This window comes from Sinorhizobium sp. 7-81 (assembly GCF_030124405.1).
GTDB classification, from domain to species: Bacteria; Pseudomonadota; Alphaproteobacteria; order Rhizobiales; family Rhizobiaceae; genus Sinorhizobium; species Sinorhizobium psoraleae.
In genome coordinates, this window is sequence record NZ_JASKLT010000001.1 from 359,757 (window position 1) to 376,133 (window position 16,377).

General features: G+C 62.7%; 12 protein-coding genes. 11 read left to right on the plus strand and 1 reads right to left on the minus strand.

Going from position 1 to position 16,377, the window contains the following annotated elements; all coding sequences use genetic code 11:
• Positions 1-92: 92 nt before the first annotated feature.
• Positions 93-983 (plus strand): GNAT family N-acetyltransferase, encoded by an 891-nt coding sequence (locus QN224_RS01785; protein ID WP_283975318.1) that lies wholly within the window; start codon positions 93-95, stop codon positions 981-983.
• Between the two features lie 344 nt (positions 984-1,327).
• Here QN224_RS01785 and QN224_RS01790 read toward each other — a convergent pair whose 3' ends face one another.
• A complete protein-coding gene (locus tag QN224_RS01790; RefSeq protein ID WP_283975319.1) occupies positions 1,328-3,613 on the minus strand; it encodes an NADP-dependent malic enzyme in 2,286 nt (761 codons plus the stop codon).
• Positions 3,614-3,715: 102 nt separating this feature from the next.
• Between QN224_RS01790 and mutS the strand changes: the two genes are divergently transcribed.
• The 10 genes from mutS (at position 3,716) to QN224_RS01840 (ending at position 16,367) form a co-directional block, all read left to right on the plus strand.
• A complete protein-coding gene (mutS, locus tag QN224_RS01795; protein WP_283975320.1) occupies positions 3,716-6,460 on the plus strand; it encodes a DNA mismatch repair protein MutS in 2,745 nt (914 codons plus the stop codon).
• A gap of 324 nt (positions 6,461-6,784) precedes the next feature.
• Positions 6,785-9,634 carry a [protein-PII] uridylyltransferase gene (locus tag QN224_RS01800; RefSeq protein WP_283975321.1) on the plus strand — a complete coding sequence of 950 codons (2,850 nt, stop codon included), beginning with the start codon at positions 6,785-6,787 and terminating at the stop codon, positions 9,632-9,634.
• On the plus strand, positions 9,631-11,241 hold the full coding sequence (gene murJ, locus QN224_RS01805; protein WP_283975322.1) for a murein biosynthesis integral membrane protein MurJ: 1,611 nt from the start codon (positions 9,631-9,633) through the stop codon (positions 11,239-11,241). Before QN224_RS01800 ends, murJ begins: the two co-directional genes overlap by 4 nt.
• Positions 11,238-11,630: a VOC family protein gene (locus QN224_RS01810; RefSeq protein WP_269278843.1), complete on the plus strand. Its 393-nt coding sequence runs from the start codon at positions 11,238-11,240 to the stop codon at positions 11,628-11,630. Before murJ ends, QN224_RS01810 begins: the two co-directional genes overlap by 4 nt.
• 104 nt (positions 11,631-11,734) lie before the next feature.
• Entirely contained in the window at positions 11,735-12,799 is a 1,065-nt protein-coding gene (trpS, locus tag QN224_RS01815; RefSeq protein WP_283975323.1) for a tryptophan--tRNA ligase, read from the plus strand.
• A 52-nt stretch (positions 12,800-12,851) separates the two neighbouring features.
• Positions 12,852-13,343: a universal stress protein gene (locus QN224_RS01820; protein WP_173511103.1), complete on the plus strand. Its 492-nt coding sequence runs from the start codon at positions 12,852-12,854 to the stop codon at positions 13,341-13,343.
• Between the two features lie 210 nt (positions 13,344-13,553).
• The gene (locus QN224_RS01825) at positions 13,554-14,120 is read left to right on the plus strand and encodes a NifU family protein (RefSeq protein ID WP_283975324.1); all 567 of its coding nucleotides are present in this window, start codon (positions 13,554-13,556) and stop codon (positions 14,118-14,120) included.
• Between the two features lie 100 nt (positions 14,121-14,220).
• Positions 14,221-14,895 carry a tRNA (adenosine(37)-N6)-threonylcarbamoyltransferase complex dimerization subunit type 1 TsaB gene (gene tsaB / locus QN224_RS01830; protein ID WP_283975325.1) on the plus strand — a complete coding sequence of 225 codons (675 nt, stop codon included), beginning with the start codon at positions 14,221-14,223 and terminating at the stop codon, positions 14,893-14,895.
• A 6-nt stretch (positions 14,896-14,901) separates the two neighbouring features.
• A complete protein-coding gene (locus QN224_RS01835; protein ID WP_283975326.1) occupies positions 14,902-15,399 on the plus strand; it encodes an N-acetyltransferase in 498 nt (165 codons plus the stop codon).
• 143 nt (positions 15,400-15,542) lie between these two features.
• Complete coding sequence (locus QN224_RS01840; RefSeq protein WP_283975327.1) at positions 15,543-16,367, plus strand: 1-acyl-sn-glycerol-3-phosphate acyltransferase; 825 nt, start codon at positions 15,543-15,545, stop codon at positions 16,365-16,367.
• Positions 16,368-16,377: the final 10 nt, after the last annotated feature.

Below are 16,377 nucleotides of genomic sequence, written 5' to 3' on the forward strand. Positions count from 1 at the left end.
GTGCCGGGGTTGTAAGCCGCCTCGGTGTCACTATCTTGTTGCAGAAACGTGGTTTAAGCCCGGCAGGCATAGGCGATTCGGGATAACACGGAATGACGATCGAATTTCTGGATTCGGCGAACGTGGTTGACACTTCACAGGCTTGCATCCGCAAGACGATTGCGACCCCGGCAACCGAGGTTCTTGGGCGGATCGGCAATCTCGAGACGCGACTCGCCCGCTCTGCTGCCGAGATCGATGCTGCGCAGGCGGTACGCTATAAGGTCTTTGTCGAGGAGATGAAGGCACAGGTGGGTCTGGACGCCGAGCGGCGCAAGCGCGACGTCGACAGCTGGGACTCGATTTGCGACCATCTGCTGGTTCTGGATACGTCGATCGAAGGCGACCCGGAGGACCAGATCGTCGGCACATACCGCCTGTTGCGGCAGGATGTCGCCGAGCGGGCCGGCGGCTTCTACTCGGCCTCGGAGTTTGCGATCGCGGAGTTGCTTCAGCGCCATCCGGGCAAGCGCTTCATGGAACTCGGCCGCTCCTGCGTGCTGCCCGACTACAGGACGAAGCGCACGGTCGAACTGCTCTGGCAGGGCAATTGGGCTTACGCGCTGAAGCATGGTGTCGACGCGATGTTCGGATGCGGCTCGTTCCCGGGCGTTGTGCCGGAAGAGCACGCATTGGCGCTTTCCTTCCTGCACCACAATGTTTGCGTTAAAGGTGAGTGGGCAGTTTCAGCGCGGCCCGAGCTTTATCGGACCATGGACCTGATGCCCTCGGAAGCGATTAATCCCAAGAAGGCGCTTTCCGCCCTTCCGCCGCTGATCAAGGGCTATATGCGGCTCGGCGCGATGGTTGGCGATGGCGCTGTCGTCGATCACGCTTTCCGCACGACGGACGTGCTGATCGTGTTGCCGATCAGCAATATTTCCGGCCGCTACCTCAACTACTACGGAGCAGATGCCGGACGGTTCTCTTCGACGGTATCCTGAGCGGTCGCCGCAGTATTAACCAGTTATTAAGGATATGTTTGACTTTCTTCCCTGAAAAGAAGAAGTGTATCTCCACGGTTGGTCTGAATTTCATGACGAAGGAGTGTAAAAAACAAAGGGAAAGATAGGCAATGCGCCAGGAGGGTGGCGTATATTGCAATCAATTTCCTCTCATTTTTATAACCTAAGTGATAGATCTGCCATAACGTATTGAGCCCACTTCCTTTGCCGGGGAAGTGGGCTCTTGTTTTACTGGAGACCTGTGTGCCATTGCCGCACGGTCTTGCCGAACAATGTTCGCAACCGATGCAGCACTGTCCCGAAACGGCGCATCGTTGCCCGGTTCAGGTCCCGGCATTGTAGGCCGCGATTGCCGCCATGTTGACGATGTCCGAATCCTTTGCCGACATGGATGCGATCTGCACGGATTTATCCAGGCCGACGAGCAGCGGGCCGATAACGGTCGAGCCGCCGAGCTCCTGGAGCATCTTGGTCGAGATCGAGGCAGAGTGGAACGCCGGCATGACCAGTACGTTGGCGGTGCCGGAAAGCCGGCAGAACGGATATTGCTCCATCACGCGCTGATTGAGCGCGACGTCGGCGGCCATTTCGCCGTCATATTCGAAATCGACGCGACGCTTGTCGAGAATCTTCACCGCCTCGCGCACCCTTTCGGAGCGTTCGCCCGAGGGGTGGCCGAAGGTCGAATAGGCGAGCAACGCGACCCGCGGTACATAGCCGAGCCGCTTGGCGAGCCCCGCCGCTTCCTCCGCGATGTCGGCCAGTTCCTCGGACGAAGGCATGTCGTGCACGGCCGTATCGGCGACGAGTACCGTCCGGCCTCGGCAAAGGGCGATCGAGACGCCGATGACGCGGTGCCCGGGCTTGGCGTCAATGCAGCGGCGCACGTCCTGAAGCGCCGTGGAATAATTGCGCGTCAGCCCGGTCACCATTCCGTCCGCATCGCCGAGCGCCACCATGCAGGCGGCGAAGTGGTTGCGGTCGTTGTTGATCAGTCGCTGGACGTCGCGGAAGAGGTAGCCCTTGCGCTGGAGCCGGGCGTAGAGGAAATCGGTATAGGCGCCGACGCGTTTGGACAGGCGTGCGTTGACGATCTGGATGCCGGCGCGGTTGAGGTCGATGCCTTCCCGTTCCGCGGTTTCGCGCATTTGCTCCTCGCGTCCGAGCAGGATGGCAGTGCCGAGCTGCTGATTGGCATAGGCGATTGCCGAGCGCATCATTTGCACCTCTTCGCCTTCGGCAAAGACGATGCGCTTCGGCTGGCGGCGGACGCGCTCGAAGATGCGCTGCAGCGTCGAGGCGATCGGGTCGCGCCGCGCCGAAAGCTGCTGCGCATAGTCTGCAAGATCGGTTATCGGCTTGCGCGCCACGCCCGTTTCCATGGCCGCCTTTGCGACCGCTATCGGTATGGCCGAAATGAGACGCGGATCGAAGGGAACGGGAATGATGTATTGCGGTCCGAAGCGTGGCCGGTTGCCCTGGTAGGCGGCGGCGACATCGTCGGGCACGTCCTCTTTCGCAAGGCTAGCAAGCGCTTCCGCCGCGGCGATCTTCATCGCGTCGTTGATCGTCGAGGCGCGCACGTCGAGGGCGCCGCGGAAGATATAGGGGAAACCAAGAACATTGTTGACCTGGTTCGGGTAGTCGGACCGACCGGTCGCGACGATCGCGTCGTCGCGGATGCGGGCGACTTCCTCCGGCGTGATTTCGGGATCCGGATTGGCCATGGCGAAGATGATCGGTTTCGGCGCCATGGAAAGCACCATATCCGTGGAAAGCGCGCCCTTTGCAGACAGGCCGAAGAACACGTCCGCGCCCTCCAGCGCCTCGGTGAGCGTACGGCGGTCGGTATCGACCGCGTGCGCCGATTTCCACTGGTTCATGCCATCCGTGCGGCCCTTGTAGATCACGCCCTTGGTGTCGCAGAGAATGACGTTTTCCCCATTGAAACCCATCGCCTTGATGAGCTCGATACAGGCGATCGCCGCAGCGCCCGCGCCGTTACAGACGAGCCTGGTCGTTTTGAAGTCACGCCCGGTCAGCGCCAGCGCATTGATGAGGCCCGCGGCGGCGATGATCGCGGTGCCGTGCTGGTCGTCATGGAACACGGGAATGTCCATAACCTCGCGCAACCGCTGCTCGATGATGAAACAGTCCGGCGCCCTGATATCCTCGAGATTGATGCCCCCGAAAGATGGGCCGAGAAAGCGCACGCAGTTGACGAATTCGTCGACATTCTCCGTATCGACTTCGAGATCGATCGAATCGACGTCCGCAAATCGCTTGAACAGGACCGACTTGCCTTCCATGACCGGCTTCGAGGCAAGCGCGCCGAGATTACCGAGGCCGAGGATCGCCGTGCCGTTGGAAATCACCGCGACCATGTTGCCGCGCGTCGTGTAGTCGTAGGCGGTTGCCGGGTCTTCGGCGATCGCCTTCACGGGCACGGCGACGCCGGGCGAGTAGGCGAGCGACAGGTCGCGTTGCGTCGCCATCGCCTTTGTCGGGGCGATCTCCAGTTTTCCGGGCCGACCTTGGGAGTGGAAATCGAGCGCTTCCTGGGCGGTGACGCTTGTCATCGTGCGGTCGGTCTTGTCGGTAGCCGGCATGTTTCCTCAACCTCCTGTGGGCGACCGCCGAGGTCAGCCTCTTTGTTATTGTCGTCTATAAATGCTTGCGGATAGTGTGACATCTCTTTTTTTGGAACAATCATGAATTTCGTGACAGACCCATCGAGCCGCACGGGCGATGTCCTTTCCGTGTCCGATCTGGCAAGCGAGGAGAGCCGCTCCACCGCGACGCCGATGATGGAGCAGTACATCGAGATCAAGGCGAACAATCCGGATTCGCTGTTGTTCTACCGGATGGGCGACTTCTACGAACTGTTCTTTCAGGATGCGGTCGAAGCCTCGCGCGCGCTCGGGATCACGCTGACGAAGCGCGGCCAGCACTTGGGCCAGGAGATTCCGATGTGCGGCGTGCCGGTCCACGCGGCCGACGACTATCTGCAGAAGCTGATCGCCCTTGGTTTCCGGGTCGCCGTCTGCGAGCAGGTCGAAGATCCGGCCGAAGCGAAGAAGCGCGGCAGCAAGTCGGTCGTGCGCCGAGATGTCGTCCGGCTGGTGACGCCGGGAACGATCACCGAGGACAAGCTGCTTTCGCCGGCCGAGTCGAACTATCTTATGGCGCTCGCCCGCATCCGCAGCGGCACGGAACCGGCCTATGCGCTCGCCTGGATCGACATATCGACCGGCATTTTCCGCCTGGCCGAGACGGCCGAAGGCCGTTTGCTCGCCGATATATTGCGGATCGAGCCGCGTGAATTGGTCCTGCCGGATACTGTCTTTCACGATCCGGAGCTCCGACAGGTATTCGACGTGCTCGGCCCGGTCGCGGTGCCGCAGCCAGCGGTGCTGTTCGACAGCGCGACGGCGGAAGGCCGCATCGCCCGTTACTACGGCGTGAAGACTCTTGACGGCTTCGGCAGCTTTTCGCGCGCCGAGCTCGCGGCCGCCTCGGCGGCGATCTCCTACGTCGAGAAGACCCAGCTTGCCGAACGCCCTGCTCTCGGGATCCCCGAGCGGGAAAGCGTAGCCTCGACGCTCTTCATCGATCCGGCGACCCGCGCCAACCTCGAACTGGTCAAGACGCTTTCCGGCGCCCGCGAGGGAACCTTGCTCAGAGCCCTTGACCGAACGGTGACGAGCGGCGGCGCACGGCTACTCGCGGAGCGGCTGATGTCGCCGCTGACCGATCCTGATCGGATCAACACGCGGCTCGATTCCATCGAGGTCATTGCCGACCAGCCGAGTTTTGCGATGGATCTGCGCGATGCCTTGCGGCGCGCTCCCGACATGCCGCGCGCTCTGTCGCGGCTGGCGCTCGGCCGTGGCGGCCCGCGCGATCTGGGCGCGATCCAGGCCGGACTTCGGGCTGCGGCAACGATATCGGCGCTGCTGTCTCGCGGCAGCCTATCGGCAGAACTGACCGAGGCGCATGCCGCGATCGACGCATTGCCGGAGGCGTTGCTGGCGAGACTCGAGTCGATGCTCGCGGAAGAACTGCCGCTATTGAAGCGCGACGGCGGCTTCGTGCGCGAGGGAGCGCATGGCGAACTCGACGAGATGCGAGCGTTGCGTGACCAGTCGCGCCGGGTGATTGCGGGCCTGCAACTGCAATATTGCGAGGAAACCGGGATCAAATCGCTGAAAATCAAGCACAACAACGTGCTTGGTTATTTCATCGAGGTGACGGCGGGAAATGCCGGCGCTATGACCGACACGGACGCAGGGCGTGCGCGCTTCATTCACCGCCAGACCATGGCGAATGCCATGCGGTTCACGACGACAGAGCTTGCGGAACTCGAAACCAAGATCGCCAATGCCGCCGACCGCGCCCTTGCGATCGAACTCGAAGCATTTGAGGCGATGGCGGGCGAGATTGTTGCGCATGCCGAAGCGATCAAGGCTGCGGCGTTGGCGCTCGCAACGCTCGATGTCTCGACCGGTTTGGCCGTCCTTGCCGAGGAGCAGAACTATGCGCGCCCGGTCGTTGACCGCTCGCGGATGTTCGCGATCGACGGTGGCCGGCACCCCGTCGTCGAACAGGCGCTCCGGCGCCAGGCGGCCAATGCCTTCGTCGCCAATGGCTGCGACCTGTCGCCTCCGGATGGTCACGAGGGCGGGGCGATCTGGCTGCTTACCGGTCCTAACATGGGCGGTAAATCGACCTTCCTGCGCCAGAATGCGCTGATTGCGATCATGGCGCAGATGGGATCGTTCGTCCCGGCGGCGGCGGCGCATATCGGCACCGTCGACCGGCTTTTTTCGCGTGTCGGCGCGTCGGACGATCTCGCCCGCGGCCGCTCGACCTTCATGGTCGAGATGGTCGAGACGGCGGCGATCCTCAATCAGGCGACGGACCGCTCGCTGGTGATCCTCGACGAGATCGGCCGCGGTACCGCGACCTTCGACGGCCTGTCGATTGCCTGGGCCGCAGTCGAGCATCTGCATGAAGTCAACCGTTGCCGCGGCCTCTTCGCCACCCATTTCCACGAGCTGACGGTGCTTTCCGAAAAGCTTGGCCGCCTCTCGAACGCGACGATGCGGGTCAAGGAGTGGGACGGCGACGTGATCTTCCTGCATGAGGTCGGCCCCGGTGCCGCCGACCGGTCCTACGGGATCCAGGTCGCCCGGCTTGCTGGCCTGCCTGCGTCGGTCGTCGCGCGGGCCAAGGACGTGCTCGCCAAGCTCGAGGACGCCGACCGCAAGAACCCGGCAAGCCAGCTGATCGACGACCTGCCGCTTTTCCAGGTGGCGATACGGCGCGAGGAATCGACGAGAGCCGGGCCTTCGAAGGTCGAGGAAGCGCTGAAGGCGCTCAATCCCGACGACATGACGCCGCGTGACGCCCTTGACGCGCTCTACTCGCTGAAGAAACAACTTGGCGCCCGCTGATCTTCCTTGAGGGCGGCATTGACCGGTTGTTGCATGCTGCGCCGATTTTTCCTGTTATTTGAAGGACAGAAAGGCTATACAGCGCCGCGCGTCTTTCTACAGCGCCGTGCGTCTTCAGACGCACAAAGGTCGCTGTAGCACTTTGAGTTGCTGCATGTTTTTATCCTTAAATCGCTCCGATTTAAGGAAGTATGCAGTGGGCGCGCAAAGGACGTGGCATTTTGAAATGCTGCATGTTTCCCGCCGGTCCACGGCGACATGCAGGAGCGCTGGCAGATGCAGCGGATTACACAACCAGTCGGACAGGACGCCCCTCGGCACTTCATGGCCAGACACGAAACTTCCTTTCCCGAAATTCTCGATGTTGCGGCGCTGCGAGCAAAATGCAGCTTCATCGCCTCTGCGCATGCGGAGCAGCGAGAACCGATGCGCCAGGCCCTGCTCGCCGCTTTCAAGCAGGCCAATCTCGCGGGACGCGCCAAGGTGCGCGAACTGCTTGCCGCCGACGGCGCCGGGATCAAATGCGCCGAACGCATCTCCTGGCTCCAGGACCAGCTCATCGCCCTTCTGCATGATTTCGTGCTGAACGAGGTTTTCGACGCGGCAAAAGCACCGCCGGCGTCTCGCATAGCGGTGACCGCGGTTGGCGGCTATGGACGCGGAACGCTTGCCCCGGGGTCGGATATCGACCTCCTGTTCCTGCTGCCCGCGAAAAAAGCGGTTTGGGCCGAGCCGGCGATCGAGTTCATGCTCTACATCCTCTGGGACCTGGGCTTCAAGGTCGGCCATGCGACGCGGACGATCGAGGAGTGCATCCGGCTGTCGCGCGCCGACATGACGATCCGCACGGCGATCCTCGAATGCCGCTACATCTGCGGTTCCGAGGCGCTGGCAAGCGAGCTCGAGACGCGCTTCGACCACGAGATCGTCCGCAATACGGGCCCCGATTTCATCGCCGCCAAACTTGCCGAGCGTGACCAGCGCCATCGCAAGGCGGGCGATACCCGTTATCTTGTCGAGCCGAACATCAAGGAGGGCAAAGGCGGGCTCCGCGATCTGCACACGCTGTTCTGGATTGCCAAGTATTTCTACCGCGTCAAGGACTCTGCCGATCTCGTCAAGCTCGGCGTCCTGTCGCGACAGGAGTACAAGCTTTTCCAGAAGTCGGAGGATTTCCTCTGGGCGGTGCGCTGCCACATGCATTTCCTTACAGGAAAGGCGGAGGAGCGGTTGTCCTTCGACATCCAGCGCGAAATCGCGGAGGCCCTGGGCTATCACGATCACCCTGGCCTCTCGGCAGTTGAGCGCTTCATGAAGCACTACTTCCTCGTCGCCAAGGACGTGGGTGATTTGACGCGCATTTTCTGCGCCGCGCTGGAGGACCAGCAGGCGAAGGACGCACCGGGGATCTCGGGTGTCATCAGCCGTTTCAGGCATCGCACCCGCAAGATTGCCGGCACGCTCGACTTCGTCGACGATGGCGGACGCATCGCGCTTTCGAGCCCCGATGTCTTCAAGCGCGATCCGGTAAACCTTCTGCGGTTCTTTCATGTCGCCGACATCAACGAGCTGGAATTCCATCCGGCCGCGCTGAAGCAGGTGACCCGCTCGCTGAGCCTGATCACACCGCAGTTGCGGGAAGACGAGGAAGCCAACAGGCTGTTCCTCTCGATCCTGACATCGCGGCGCAATCCGGAGCTGATCCTGAGGCGCATGAACGAGTCGGGTGTCCTCGGCCGCTTCATTCCCGATTTCGGCAAGATCGTCTCGATGATGCAGTTCAACATGTATCATCACTATACGGTGGATGAGCATCTGCTGCGCACGGTCGATATTCTCTCGCGTGTCGAGCGCGGCATCGAGGAGGAGGCGCATCCGCTTTCGGCGACGCTGATGCCGGGCATCGAGGATCGCGAGGCCCTTTATGTCGCCGTGTTGCTGCACGACATCGCCAAGGGCCGACCGGAGGATCATTCGATCGCCGGTGCCAAGGTGGCCCGCAAGCTCTGCCCGCGTTTGGGGCTTTCACCGAAGCAGACCGAAACCGTGGTCTGGCTGGTCGAGGAGCACCTCACCATGTCGATGGTGGCCCAGACCCGCGATCTCAACGACCGCAAGACCATCGTCGATTTTGCCGAGCGGGTGCAGTCCCTCGACCGCCTGAAAATGCTGCTCATCCTGACGGTCTGCGACATCCGGGCGGTGGGGCCTGGTGTCTGGAACGGCTGGAAGGGACAGCTGCTGCGCACGCTCTATTACGAGACCGAGCTTCTGCTCTCCGGCGGCTTCTCGGAACTGTCGCGAAAGGAGCGGGCAAAACATGCGGCCCACATGCTGGGGGAGGCGCTGACCGATTGGCCGGAGGTGGATCGCGAAGCCTATGTACGGCTGCATTATCAGCCTTATCTTCTTTCCGTGGCGCTTGAGGATCAGGTCCGGCACGCGAAGTTCGTTCGCGATGCGGACCGGGCCGGCAAAACGCTCGCGACCATGGTGCGCACGCATCAATTCCATGCGATCACCGAAATCACCGTGCTTTCCCCGGACCATCCGCGCCTGCTGACGGTCATTGCCGGGGCCTGCGCCGCGGCAGGCGCCAACATTGTCGACGCGCAGATCTTCACGACATCGGACGGACGGGCGCTGGACACGATTCTCGTCAACCGGGAATTTCCGGTCGACGAAGACGAAACGCGCCGGGCCGCAAGCATCGGCAAGCTGATCGAGGACGTGCTTTCCGGCCGCAAGCGGCTGCCGGAAGTGATCGCCAGCCGCACCCGTGTGAAGAAGCGCAGCAAGGCCTTCACCGTCACGCCGGAGGTGACGATCAGCAACACGCTCTCGAACAAGTTCACCGTGATCGAGGTCGAGGGACTCGACCGGCCCGGTCTTCTTTCCGAAGTCACGGCGGTGCTTTCCGACCTCTCGCTCGACATTGCCTCGGCCCATATCACGACCTTCGGCGAGAAGGTTATCGACACCTTCTACGTAACCGATCTGGTCGGCTCCAAAATCACCAGCGAGAACCGGCAGACGAATATCGCGGCGCGCCTCAAGGCAGTGCTGGCCGACGAAGTGGACGAGGCTCGCGACCGCATGCCTTCCGGCATCATCGCACCGGCGCATGCGCCGCGTGCATCACACGGTTCCAAAGCGACAAAAGCCGAAACATGAGCCTCGTCAAGAAATTTGCCACCGTCGGCGGCGCGACGCTCGGAAGCCGCATCTTCGGCTTCGTCCGCGAAACCTTCATGGCGGCGGCGCTCGGCACCGGTCCGGTTGCCGACGCCTTCAACACCGCCTTCCGGCTGCCTAACACCTTCCGTCGGCTCTTTGCCGAAGGCGCCTTCAACTCGGCCTTCGTGCCCCTCTTCGCCAAGGAAATCGAAGCGCGCGGCATGGACGGCGCGCGGCGCTTTTCGGAAGAGGTCTTCGGTGTGCTCTTCACCGTTCTCCTGTTTCTGACGATCGCCATGGAGCTGGCGATGCCGTTCATCGTGCGGGAACTGATTGCGCCGGGCTTTGCCGACGATCCGCCGAAGTTCGCAAGCACGGTGTCCTTCGCGACGATCATGTTCCCCTATCTCGCCTGCATGTCGCTGGCGGCCATGATGGCGGGCATGCTGAATTCGCTGCACCGATACTTCGCCGCGGCGATCGCGCCGGTGTTTCTGAACATCATCCTGATCGGCGTTCTTGCCTATGCCTGGCATAGTGGCCACGACGCGGTTGCCGTTGGCTATGGCCTCTCCTGGGGCGTCATGGCTGCGGGTCTGGTGCAGCTCGCGATCGTCTGGTTCGCCGTGCGCAATGCCGGGATCCGGATCGGGTTTCGCCGTCCGCGACTGACGGCGAATGTCAGGCGCCTTCTGGTGCTGGCGCTGCCGGCGGCGATCACCGGCGGCATCACCCAGATCAACCTTCTGATCAACACCAATATCGCCTCGGCAAAGTCGGGCGCCGTGTCGTCGCTCGTCTATGCCGACCGCATCTACCAGCTTCCGCTCGGCGTCGTCGGCATCGCCGTCGCGACCGTGTTGCTGCCGGAACTTTCACGGGCGCTGCGCGCCGGCAATATCAACGAAGCGTCGAACCTGCAGAATCGCTCCGTCGAATTCACGCTGTTCCTGACGCTGCCGGCCGCCGCCGCACTGCTCGTCATGTCGGAAGCGATCGTCCGGCTGCTCTTCGAGCGCGGCAAGTTCCTGCCCGAATCGACGGTCGTGGTCGGCCAGATCCTGGCGATCTACGGCCTTGGCCTGCCGGCCTTCGTGCTGATCAAGGCCTTCATTCCGGGTTTCTTCGCACGCGAGGACACGCGCACGCCGATGATCTTCGCCGCGATTTCGGTGGCAGTGAACGTGTCACTGGCATTGACGCTGTTTCCGACGCTCGCCGCGAGTGGCATCGCCACCGCCGAGATCGTCGCCGGCTGGGTGAACGCCATACTGTTGTTCGCAACCCTCGTCTGGCGAGGCCATTGGGGCCGCGACATTCCGCTCCTGACCCGCATTCCGCGCCTGGTAATCGCAGCGGCGATCATGGCGGTCGCGCTGCATTTTGCAGTCCAGTGGCTGGCGTTTCCGCTTTCGTCCGCCGCGCCGCTCCTGACGCGGGCTCTAACCCTCTGCGGCCTCGTGGCGGCGGCAATGGTGATCTATTTCGCCTTCGCCTTCGGTCTTGGCGGCGCAAGCCTCGGCATGATCCGCCGCAGTCTGCGGCGCAGGGGCGCTAGCGGTCCGGTCGAAGCTGCGGCGAGCCAGGAGCCCGACGCGTCATGAAGCAGACGATCGCCCGCGTCGCCATCGTCGTACCGGACTACGACGACGGCATCGCCTTCTATTGCGGCAAGCTCGGTTTCGACCTGATCGAGGATACAGAGCTTGGCGACGGCAAGCGCTGGGTGCTCGTCCGCCCGAAAGGCGCTGCGGAGACGGCCCTGCTTCTCGCCAAGGCCGAGGGTGAGCGGCAACGGGCTGCGATCGGCAACCAGACCGGCGGCCGGGTCGGTTTCTTCCTGTTCACCGACGACTTCGCCCGCGATCACGCGGCGATGGTCGCCGCCGGCGTCGAATTCCGCGAGGCGCCGCGCCACGAGACCTACGGTTCCGTCGCGGTGTTTACCGATCCGTTCGGCAATCCTTGGGATCTGCTGCAGCCGGCGTCGTGATCCTTTGCGCGCCCGCACCCCCTTGATTGCGCTTTGGCTGCCGTGCATAAGCGCGGCGGATATCAACTGGAGACGGGCCCTCCACAAGCCCGATTGAGGACGACATGAACGAATTCAAGCCGCTCGTATTTTCCGGCGTACAACCGACCGGCAACCTGCATCTCGGCAACTATCTCGGCGCAATCCGCAAGTTCGTGGCCCTGCAGGAAAACAACGACTGCATCTATTGCGTCGTCGACCTGCACTCGATCACGGCGCAGCTCGTGCACGAGGATCTGCCGGGCCAGATCCGCTCGATCGCGGCCGCCTTCATCGCCTCCGGCATCGACCCGGAAAAGCATATCGTCTTCAATCAGTCGGCGGTGCCGCAGCACGCCGAGCTTGCCTGGATCTTCAACTGCGTCGCCCGCATCGGCTGGATGAACCGGATGACCCAGTTCAAGGACAAGGCCGGCAAGGATCGCGAAAACGCCTCGCTCGGCCTGCTTGCCTATCCGAGCCTGATGGCGGCGGACATTCTCGTCTACCGCGCCACGCATGTTCCGGTCGGCGACGACCAGAAACAGCACCTGGAGCTGACACGCGACATCGCCCAGAAGTTCAACATCGACTTCATGGAGCATATCCGGGCGCGCGGCTACGGCGTTGACATCCTCGTCGGCGAAGAGCCGATCCATGCCTATTTTCCGCCGGTGGAGCCGTTGATCGGCGGGCCGGCGCCGCGCGTCATGTCGTTGCGCGACGGCACCAAGAAAATGTCGAAGTCCGATCCTTCCGATCTGTCGCGCATCAATCTGATGGATGATGCCGATACGATCTCGAAGAAGATCCGCAAGGCCAAGACCGATCCCGACGCGCTTCCGAGCGAAGCCGGCGGCCTCGCCGGCCGTCCGGAGGCGGAAAACCTCGTCGGTATCTATGCGGCGCTTTCGGACAAGACGAAGGATGAGGTCCTCGCCGAGTTCGGCGGCCAGCAGTTCTCGGTCTTCAAGCCGGCTCTGGTCGATCTTGCCGTAACCGTGCTGTCGCCGATCACGGGCGAGATGCGTCGTCTGATGGACGATACGGCACACATCGACGCGATCCTGAGGCGTGGCGGCGAAAGTGCGCGGGCGCGGGCCGAAAAGACGATGCGCGAGGTTCGCGAAATCATCGGATTTTTGCAGTAGCACGCAAAAATGAGACCTTGCGGGCGGCGAGCGGCGATGTAATGTTCGCCCCATGGTTTCCACCCGACTCTCACGACTGGAAGGTCATCGCCGCAAGTTCATGGCGGTGATCGACGATACGCCCGAATGCGGCCGCGCCGTGCATTATGCCGGCATGCGCGCGAAGAACTCCAATGGCGGCCTGGTGCTGCTCTATGTGATCGCCGATGGCGACTTCCAGCAATGGCTGGGGGTCGAGGAGATCATGCGGGCGGAAGCACGTGAAGAGGCCGAGGCGACGCTGGCCAAGGTGGCGCAGACGGTGCGCGAAACGATCGGCATCGAGCCGGAGATCGTCATTCGCGAAGGGATCGCCACGGAGCAGATCCACGCGGTGATCGAGGAGGACCGGGACATTGCCATCTTGGTGCTTGCGGCGGGATCGGCCAAGGAAGGGCCGGGACCGCTGGTGTCGTCCATAGCCGGAAAAGCTGCGGCCTTTCCGATTCCCGTGACCGTCATTCCCGATTTGCTGACGGACGAGGAAATAGACGCGCTCAGCTAGAGCAATTCCAGTAGACAACGGTTTTCCGTCTGGATTTGCGTCGTTTCCAAGTCGGAAAGAAGCGGTCCTCCGCACGCTTCCTGCCTCTCGATCGTGACAGTCCAAGGTGCGACTGGATGCGCTCTTGCGGGGCCGCGACGAAGCACCTATATTTTTGAACAATTCTAAAGAGCCGGTCGGGAATCGACTTCCGGCGAAACGGAGAGAAAGATGTTCATCCAGACGGAAGCCACGCCGAATCCGGCCACGCTCAAGTTCTTGCCGGGCAAGGTGGTGATGGAGAACGGCACGGCCGAATTCCGGAGCGAGGACGAGGCCCGTGCAGGATCGCCTTTGGCGGCCCGGCTCTTCTCGATTCCGGGCGTAACCGGTGTCTATTTCGGTTACGACTTCATCACCGTCAGCAAGGAAGCGCAGGAGTGGCAGCACCTGAAGCCCGCCATCCTCGGCTCGATCATGGAACATTTCATGTCCGGCCAGCCGGTCATGTCGGGTGCCGGCCGCGCAGAGGAAGCGGACCAGGAAGGCGAGTTCTTCGACGAGGGCGACGAGGCGATCGTTGCCACGATCAAGGAATTGCTTGAAACCCGCGTTCGCCCGGCGGTTGCCCAGGACGGTGGTGACATCACCTTCCGCGGCTTCAAGGACGGCACCGTGTTCCTGAACATGAAAGGGGCCTGCGCCGGTTGCCCGTCGTCGACCGCGACGTTGAGGCACGGTGTCCAAAACCTGCTGCGCCACTTCGTTCCGGAAGTCGAAGCAGTCGAATCCGTCTGATCCGGCCCGTCCCGACGTCGTCCGTCACGAGAGCGGGTGCAAGGGGCGCTTCGCGCCGGTTCTGCGCGCGAAGCAATGGAGGGAGGCCATTGCGGCTGAAATGTTAGTGCTTGCAATCGATACATCCGGCACCGGTTGCGCCGCCGCTGTCTACGACAGCGCGGCCGCCGAGGTTCTGGCGCGCGCCGGCGCGAAAATCGGACGCGGCCACGCCGAGCGTCTGATGGAGTTCGTCGACGAGGCACTGCTCGCCGCCGAGAGGCAGCTTTCAGAAATCGACCGCATTGCGGTCACCGTCGGTCCCGGATCCTTCACCGGCATTCGTGTCGGCGTTGCTGCCGCGCGTGGCCTCGCGCTCGCCCTCGGCAAGCCGGCGGTCGGGATCACGACGCTCGAGGTCGCCGCCGAAAATGCAAGGCTGACGACACCCGGCCAGGCGGTTCTCGTCGTCATCGATGCGAAGCGGGACGAAGTCTATGCCCAGCTTTTCGACGCCCTCGGCAGAGCAAGGGACGAGCCCGAAGTTCTGTCGGTGACGGAGGCGCGCGAGCGGTTTTCAGGCGTCGAAGGAACCGTTTGCGGTTCCGGCGCTTCCCTCGTCCGCCCTTTCCCCGTTTCCGACGTGCCTGCAGATGGGGTGCCGGACGATATCGACATTGCTGTCGTTGCCCGGCTGGGTGCCGGAGCCGATCCAGCCTCGGCCAAGCCGAAACCGCTTTACTTGCGTGGACCGGATGCGAAGCCCCAGGCGGGTTTCGCCGTAACCCGAGCCTAGACCAAGATGAGTTTGACCGATTATTTCACCCGTCGAACGGAGTTCGATATCTTCCCGCTCGAGGAGGGCGATCTCGCCGCTGCCGCTGAACTGCATCGGCAACGGTTCGCATCACCTTGGAGCGACGGCGAAATTCACGCGCTGTTGTCGCAGGATACGGTCTTCGGTTTCGTGGCGCGCCAGACAAACGGTGCTTTCCGCTCCGCCCTCGGGGGTTTTGTACTCTCACGCGCTGTGGCCGGCGAAGCCGAAATCCTGACCATCGGCGTGGACCCGCGTTTCACACGGTCCGGCCTTGGCTGGCGACTGATGCAGGCGGCCATGCGCGAGGCGCTCGTCAAAGGATCCGAGGCGCTTTTCCTCGAAGTCGATGAAACCAACCAGGCCGCGCTCGGTCTCTATCAGAAGCTCGGCTTCCTGAAGGTCGGCGAACGCCGGGCCTACTATCAGGGGGCTGCAGGCGCGCGCACGGCCGCGCTTGTCATGCGACTCGATCTTCGCTAGTCCGATTCACGACATGGTCTGGTGCGCATTCCCTTCTGGAATGCGCACGGCCGCGTTTCAAAAACAGTGGGCGCTCTGGCATTTCGAGTCGCGGGGCCGAGTGATGCGGATTGTAAGATGAGCGGCTTGGAAAGCCTTCGCAGATGATCAATTGGGTCCGCGTCGCCCTGTGCGGCATCCTGCTTGTGCTGATCTCGCTCGTACTGATGCCGGTGCAGATTTTTTGCCTGTGGCTGGACCTGAAGCCGCGGCGGCGGCTGCCGCGGTTCTGGCATCGCGTGGCATGCCTGTTGCTCGGGCTTCGCGTTCGCGTTCACGGTGAGCCCGAACGCCGTCGTCCGCTACTGCTCAGCGCCAATCACGTGTCCTGGAAGGACATTCTGGTGCTGTCTTCCGTGGCCGATGTCGTCTTCGTCGCCAAATCCGAGGTGAAGACCTGGCCCGTCTTTGGCCTTCTCGCCCGTTTGCAGGCCTCCGTATTCGTCGAGCGCGACCAGAAGCGCACGACGGGCAATCAGGTGAATGAGATCGGTCGAAGGCTCGCCGATGGCGAAATCGTCGTCCTCTTCCCGGAAGGCACGACGTCCGACGGCAACCGCCTGCTGGACATCAAGACGTCGCTGTTCGGAGCAGCGGCCTCCGCCGTTCCACATTCGCCGACCGGGGTGGTCCATGTCCAGCCTCTGGCCATTTCCTACACCGGCATCCATGGCATGCCCATGGGGCGCTACAACCGGCCGATCGCCGCATGGCCGGGCGACACCGGCCTGCTGCCGCATCTTTTTGGCGTGCTGAGGGAAGGCGCGCTGGACGTGGATGTCGATTTCGGCGAGGCGGTGGACTATGACCGCCATGCCAACCGGAAAGACGTGAGCCGCACGATCGAGCAGCGCATTCGCAGCATGCTGTCGGATCGTCTGAGGGGGCGGCCGAGGGTAGATCGGGACGTCGCGCGCGTCGAACCGTAGTGAGCCGCGC

Excerpts from the sequence above, each read along its gene's own strand:
- QN224_RS01785 (WP_283975318.1), top strand. The coding sequence starts at position 93 with ATGACGATCGAATTTCTGGATTCGGCGAACGTGGTTGACACTTCACAG.
- QN224_RS01790 (WP_283975319.1), bottom strand. The coding sequence starts at position 3,613 with ATGCCGGCTACCGACAAGACCGACCGCACGATGACAAGCGTCACCGCC.
- mutS (WP_283975320.1), top strand. The coding sequence starts at position 3,716 with ATGAATTTCGTGACAGACCCATCGAGCCGCACGGGCGATGTCCTTTCC.
- QN224_RS01800 (WP_283975321.1), top strand. The coding sequence starts at position 6,785 with ATGGCCAGACACGAAACTTCCTTTCCCGAAATTCTCGATGTTGCGGCG.
- murJ (WP_283975322.1), top strand. The coding sequence starts at position 9,631 with ATGAGCCTCGTCAAGAAATTTGCCACCGTCGGCGGCGCGACGCTCGGA.
- QN224_RS01810 (WP_269278843.1), top strand. The coding sequence starts at position 11,238 with ATGAAGCAGACGATCGCCCGCGTCGCCATCGTCGTACCGGACTACGAC.
- trpS (WP_283975323.1), top strand. The coding sequence starts at position 11,735 with ATGAACGAATTCAAGCCGCTCGTATTTTCCGGCGTACAACCGACCGGC.
- QN224_RS01820 (WP_173511103.1), top strand. The coding sequence starts at position 12,852 with ATGGTTTCCACCCGACTCTCACGACTGGAAGGTCATCGCCGCAAGTTC.
- QN224_RS01825 (WP_283975324.1), top strand. The coding sequence starts at position 13,554 with ATGTTCATCCAGACGGAAGCCACGCCGAATCCGGCCACGCTCAAGTTC.
- tsaB (WP_283975325.1), top strand. The coding sequence starts at position 14,221 with ATGTTAGTGCTTGCAATCGATACATCCGGCACCGGTTGCGCCGCCGCT.
- QN224_RS01835 (WP_283975326.1), top strand. The coding sequence starts at position 14,902 with ATGAGTTTGACCGATTATTTCACCCGTCGAACGGAGTTCGATATCTTC.
- QN224_RS01840 (WP_283975327.1), top strand. The coding sequence starts at position 15,543 with ATGATCAATTGGGTCCGCGTCGCCCTGTGCGGCATCCTGCTTGTGCTG.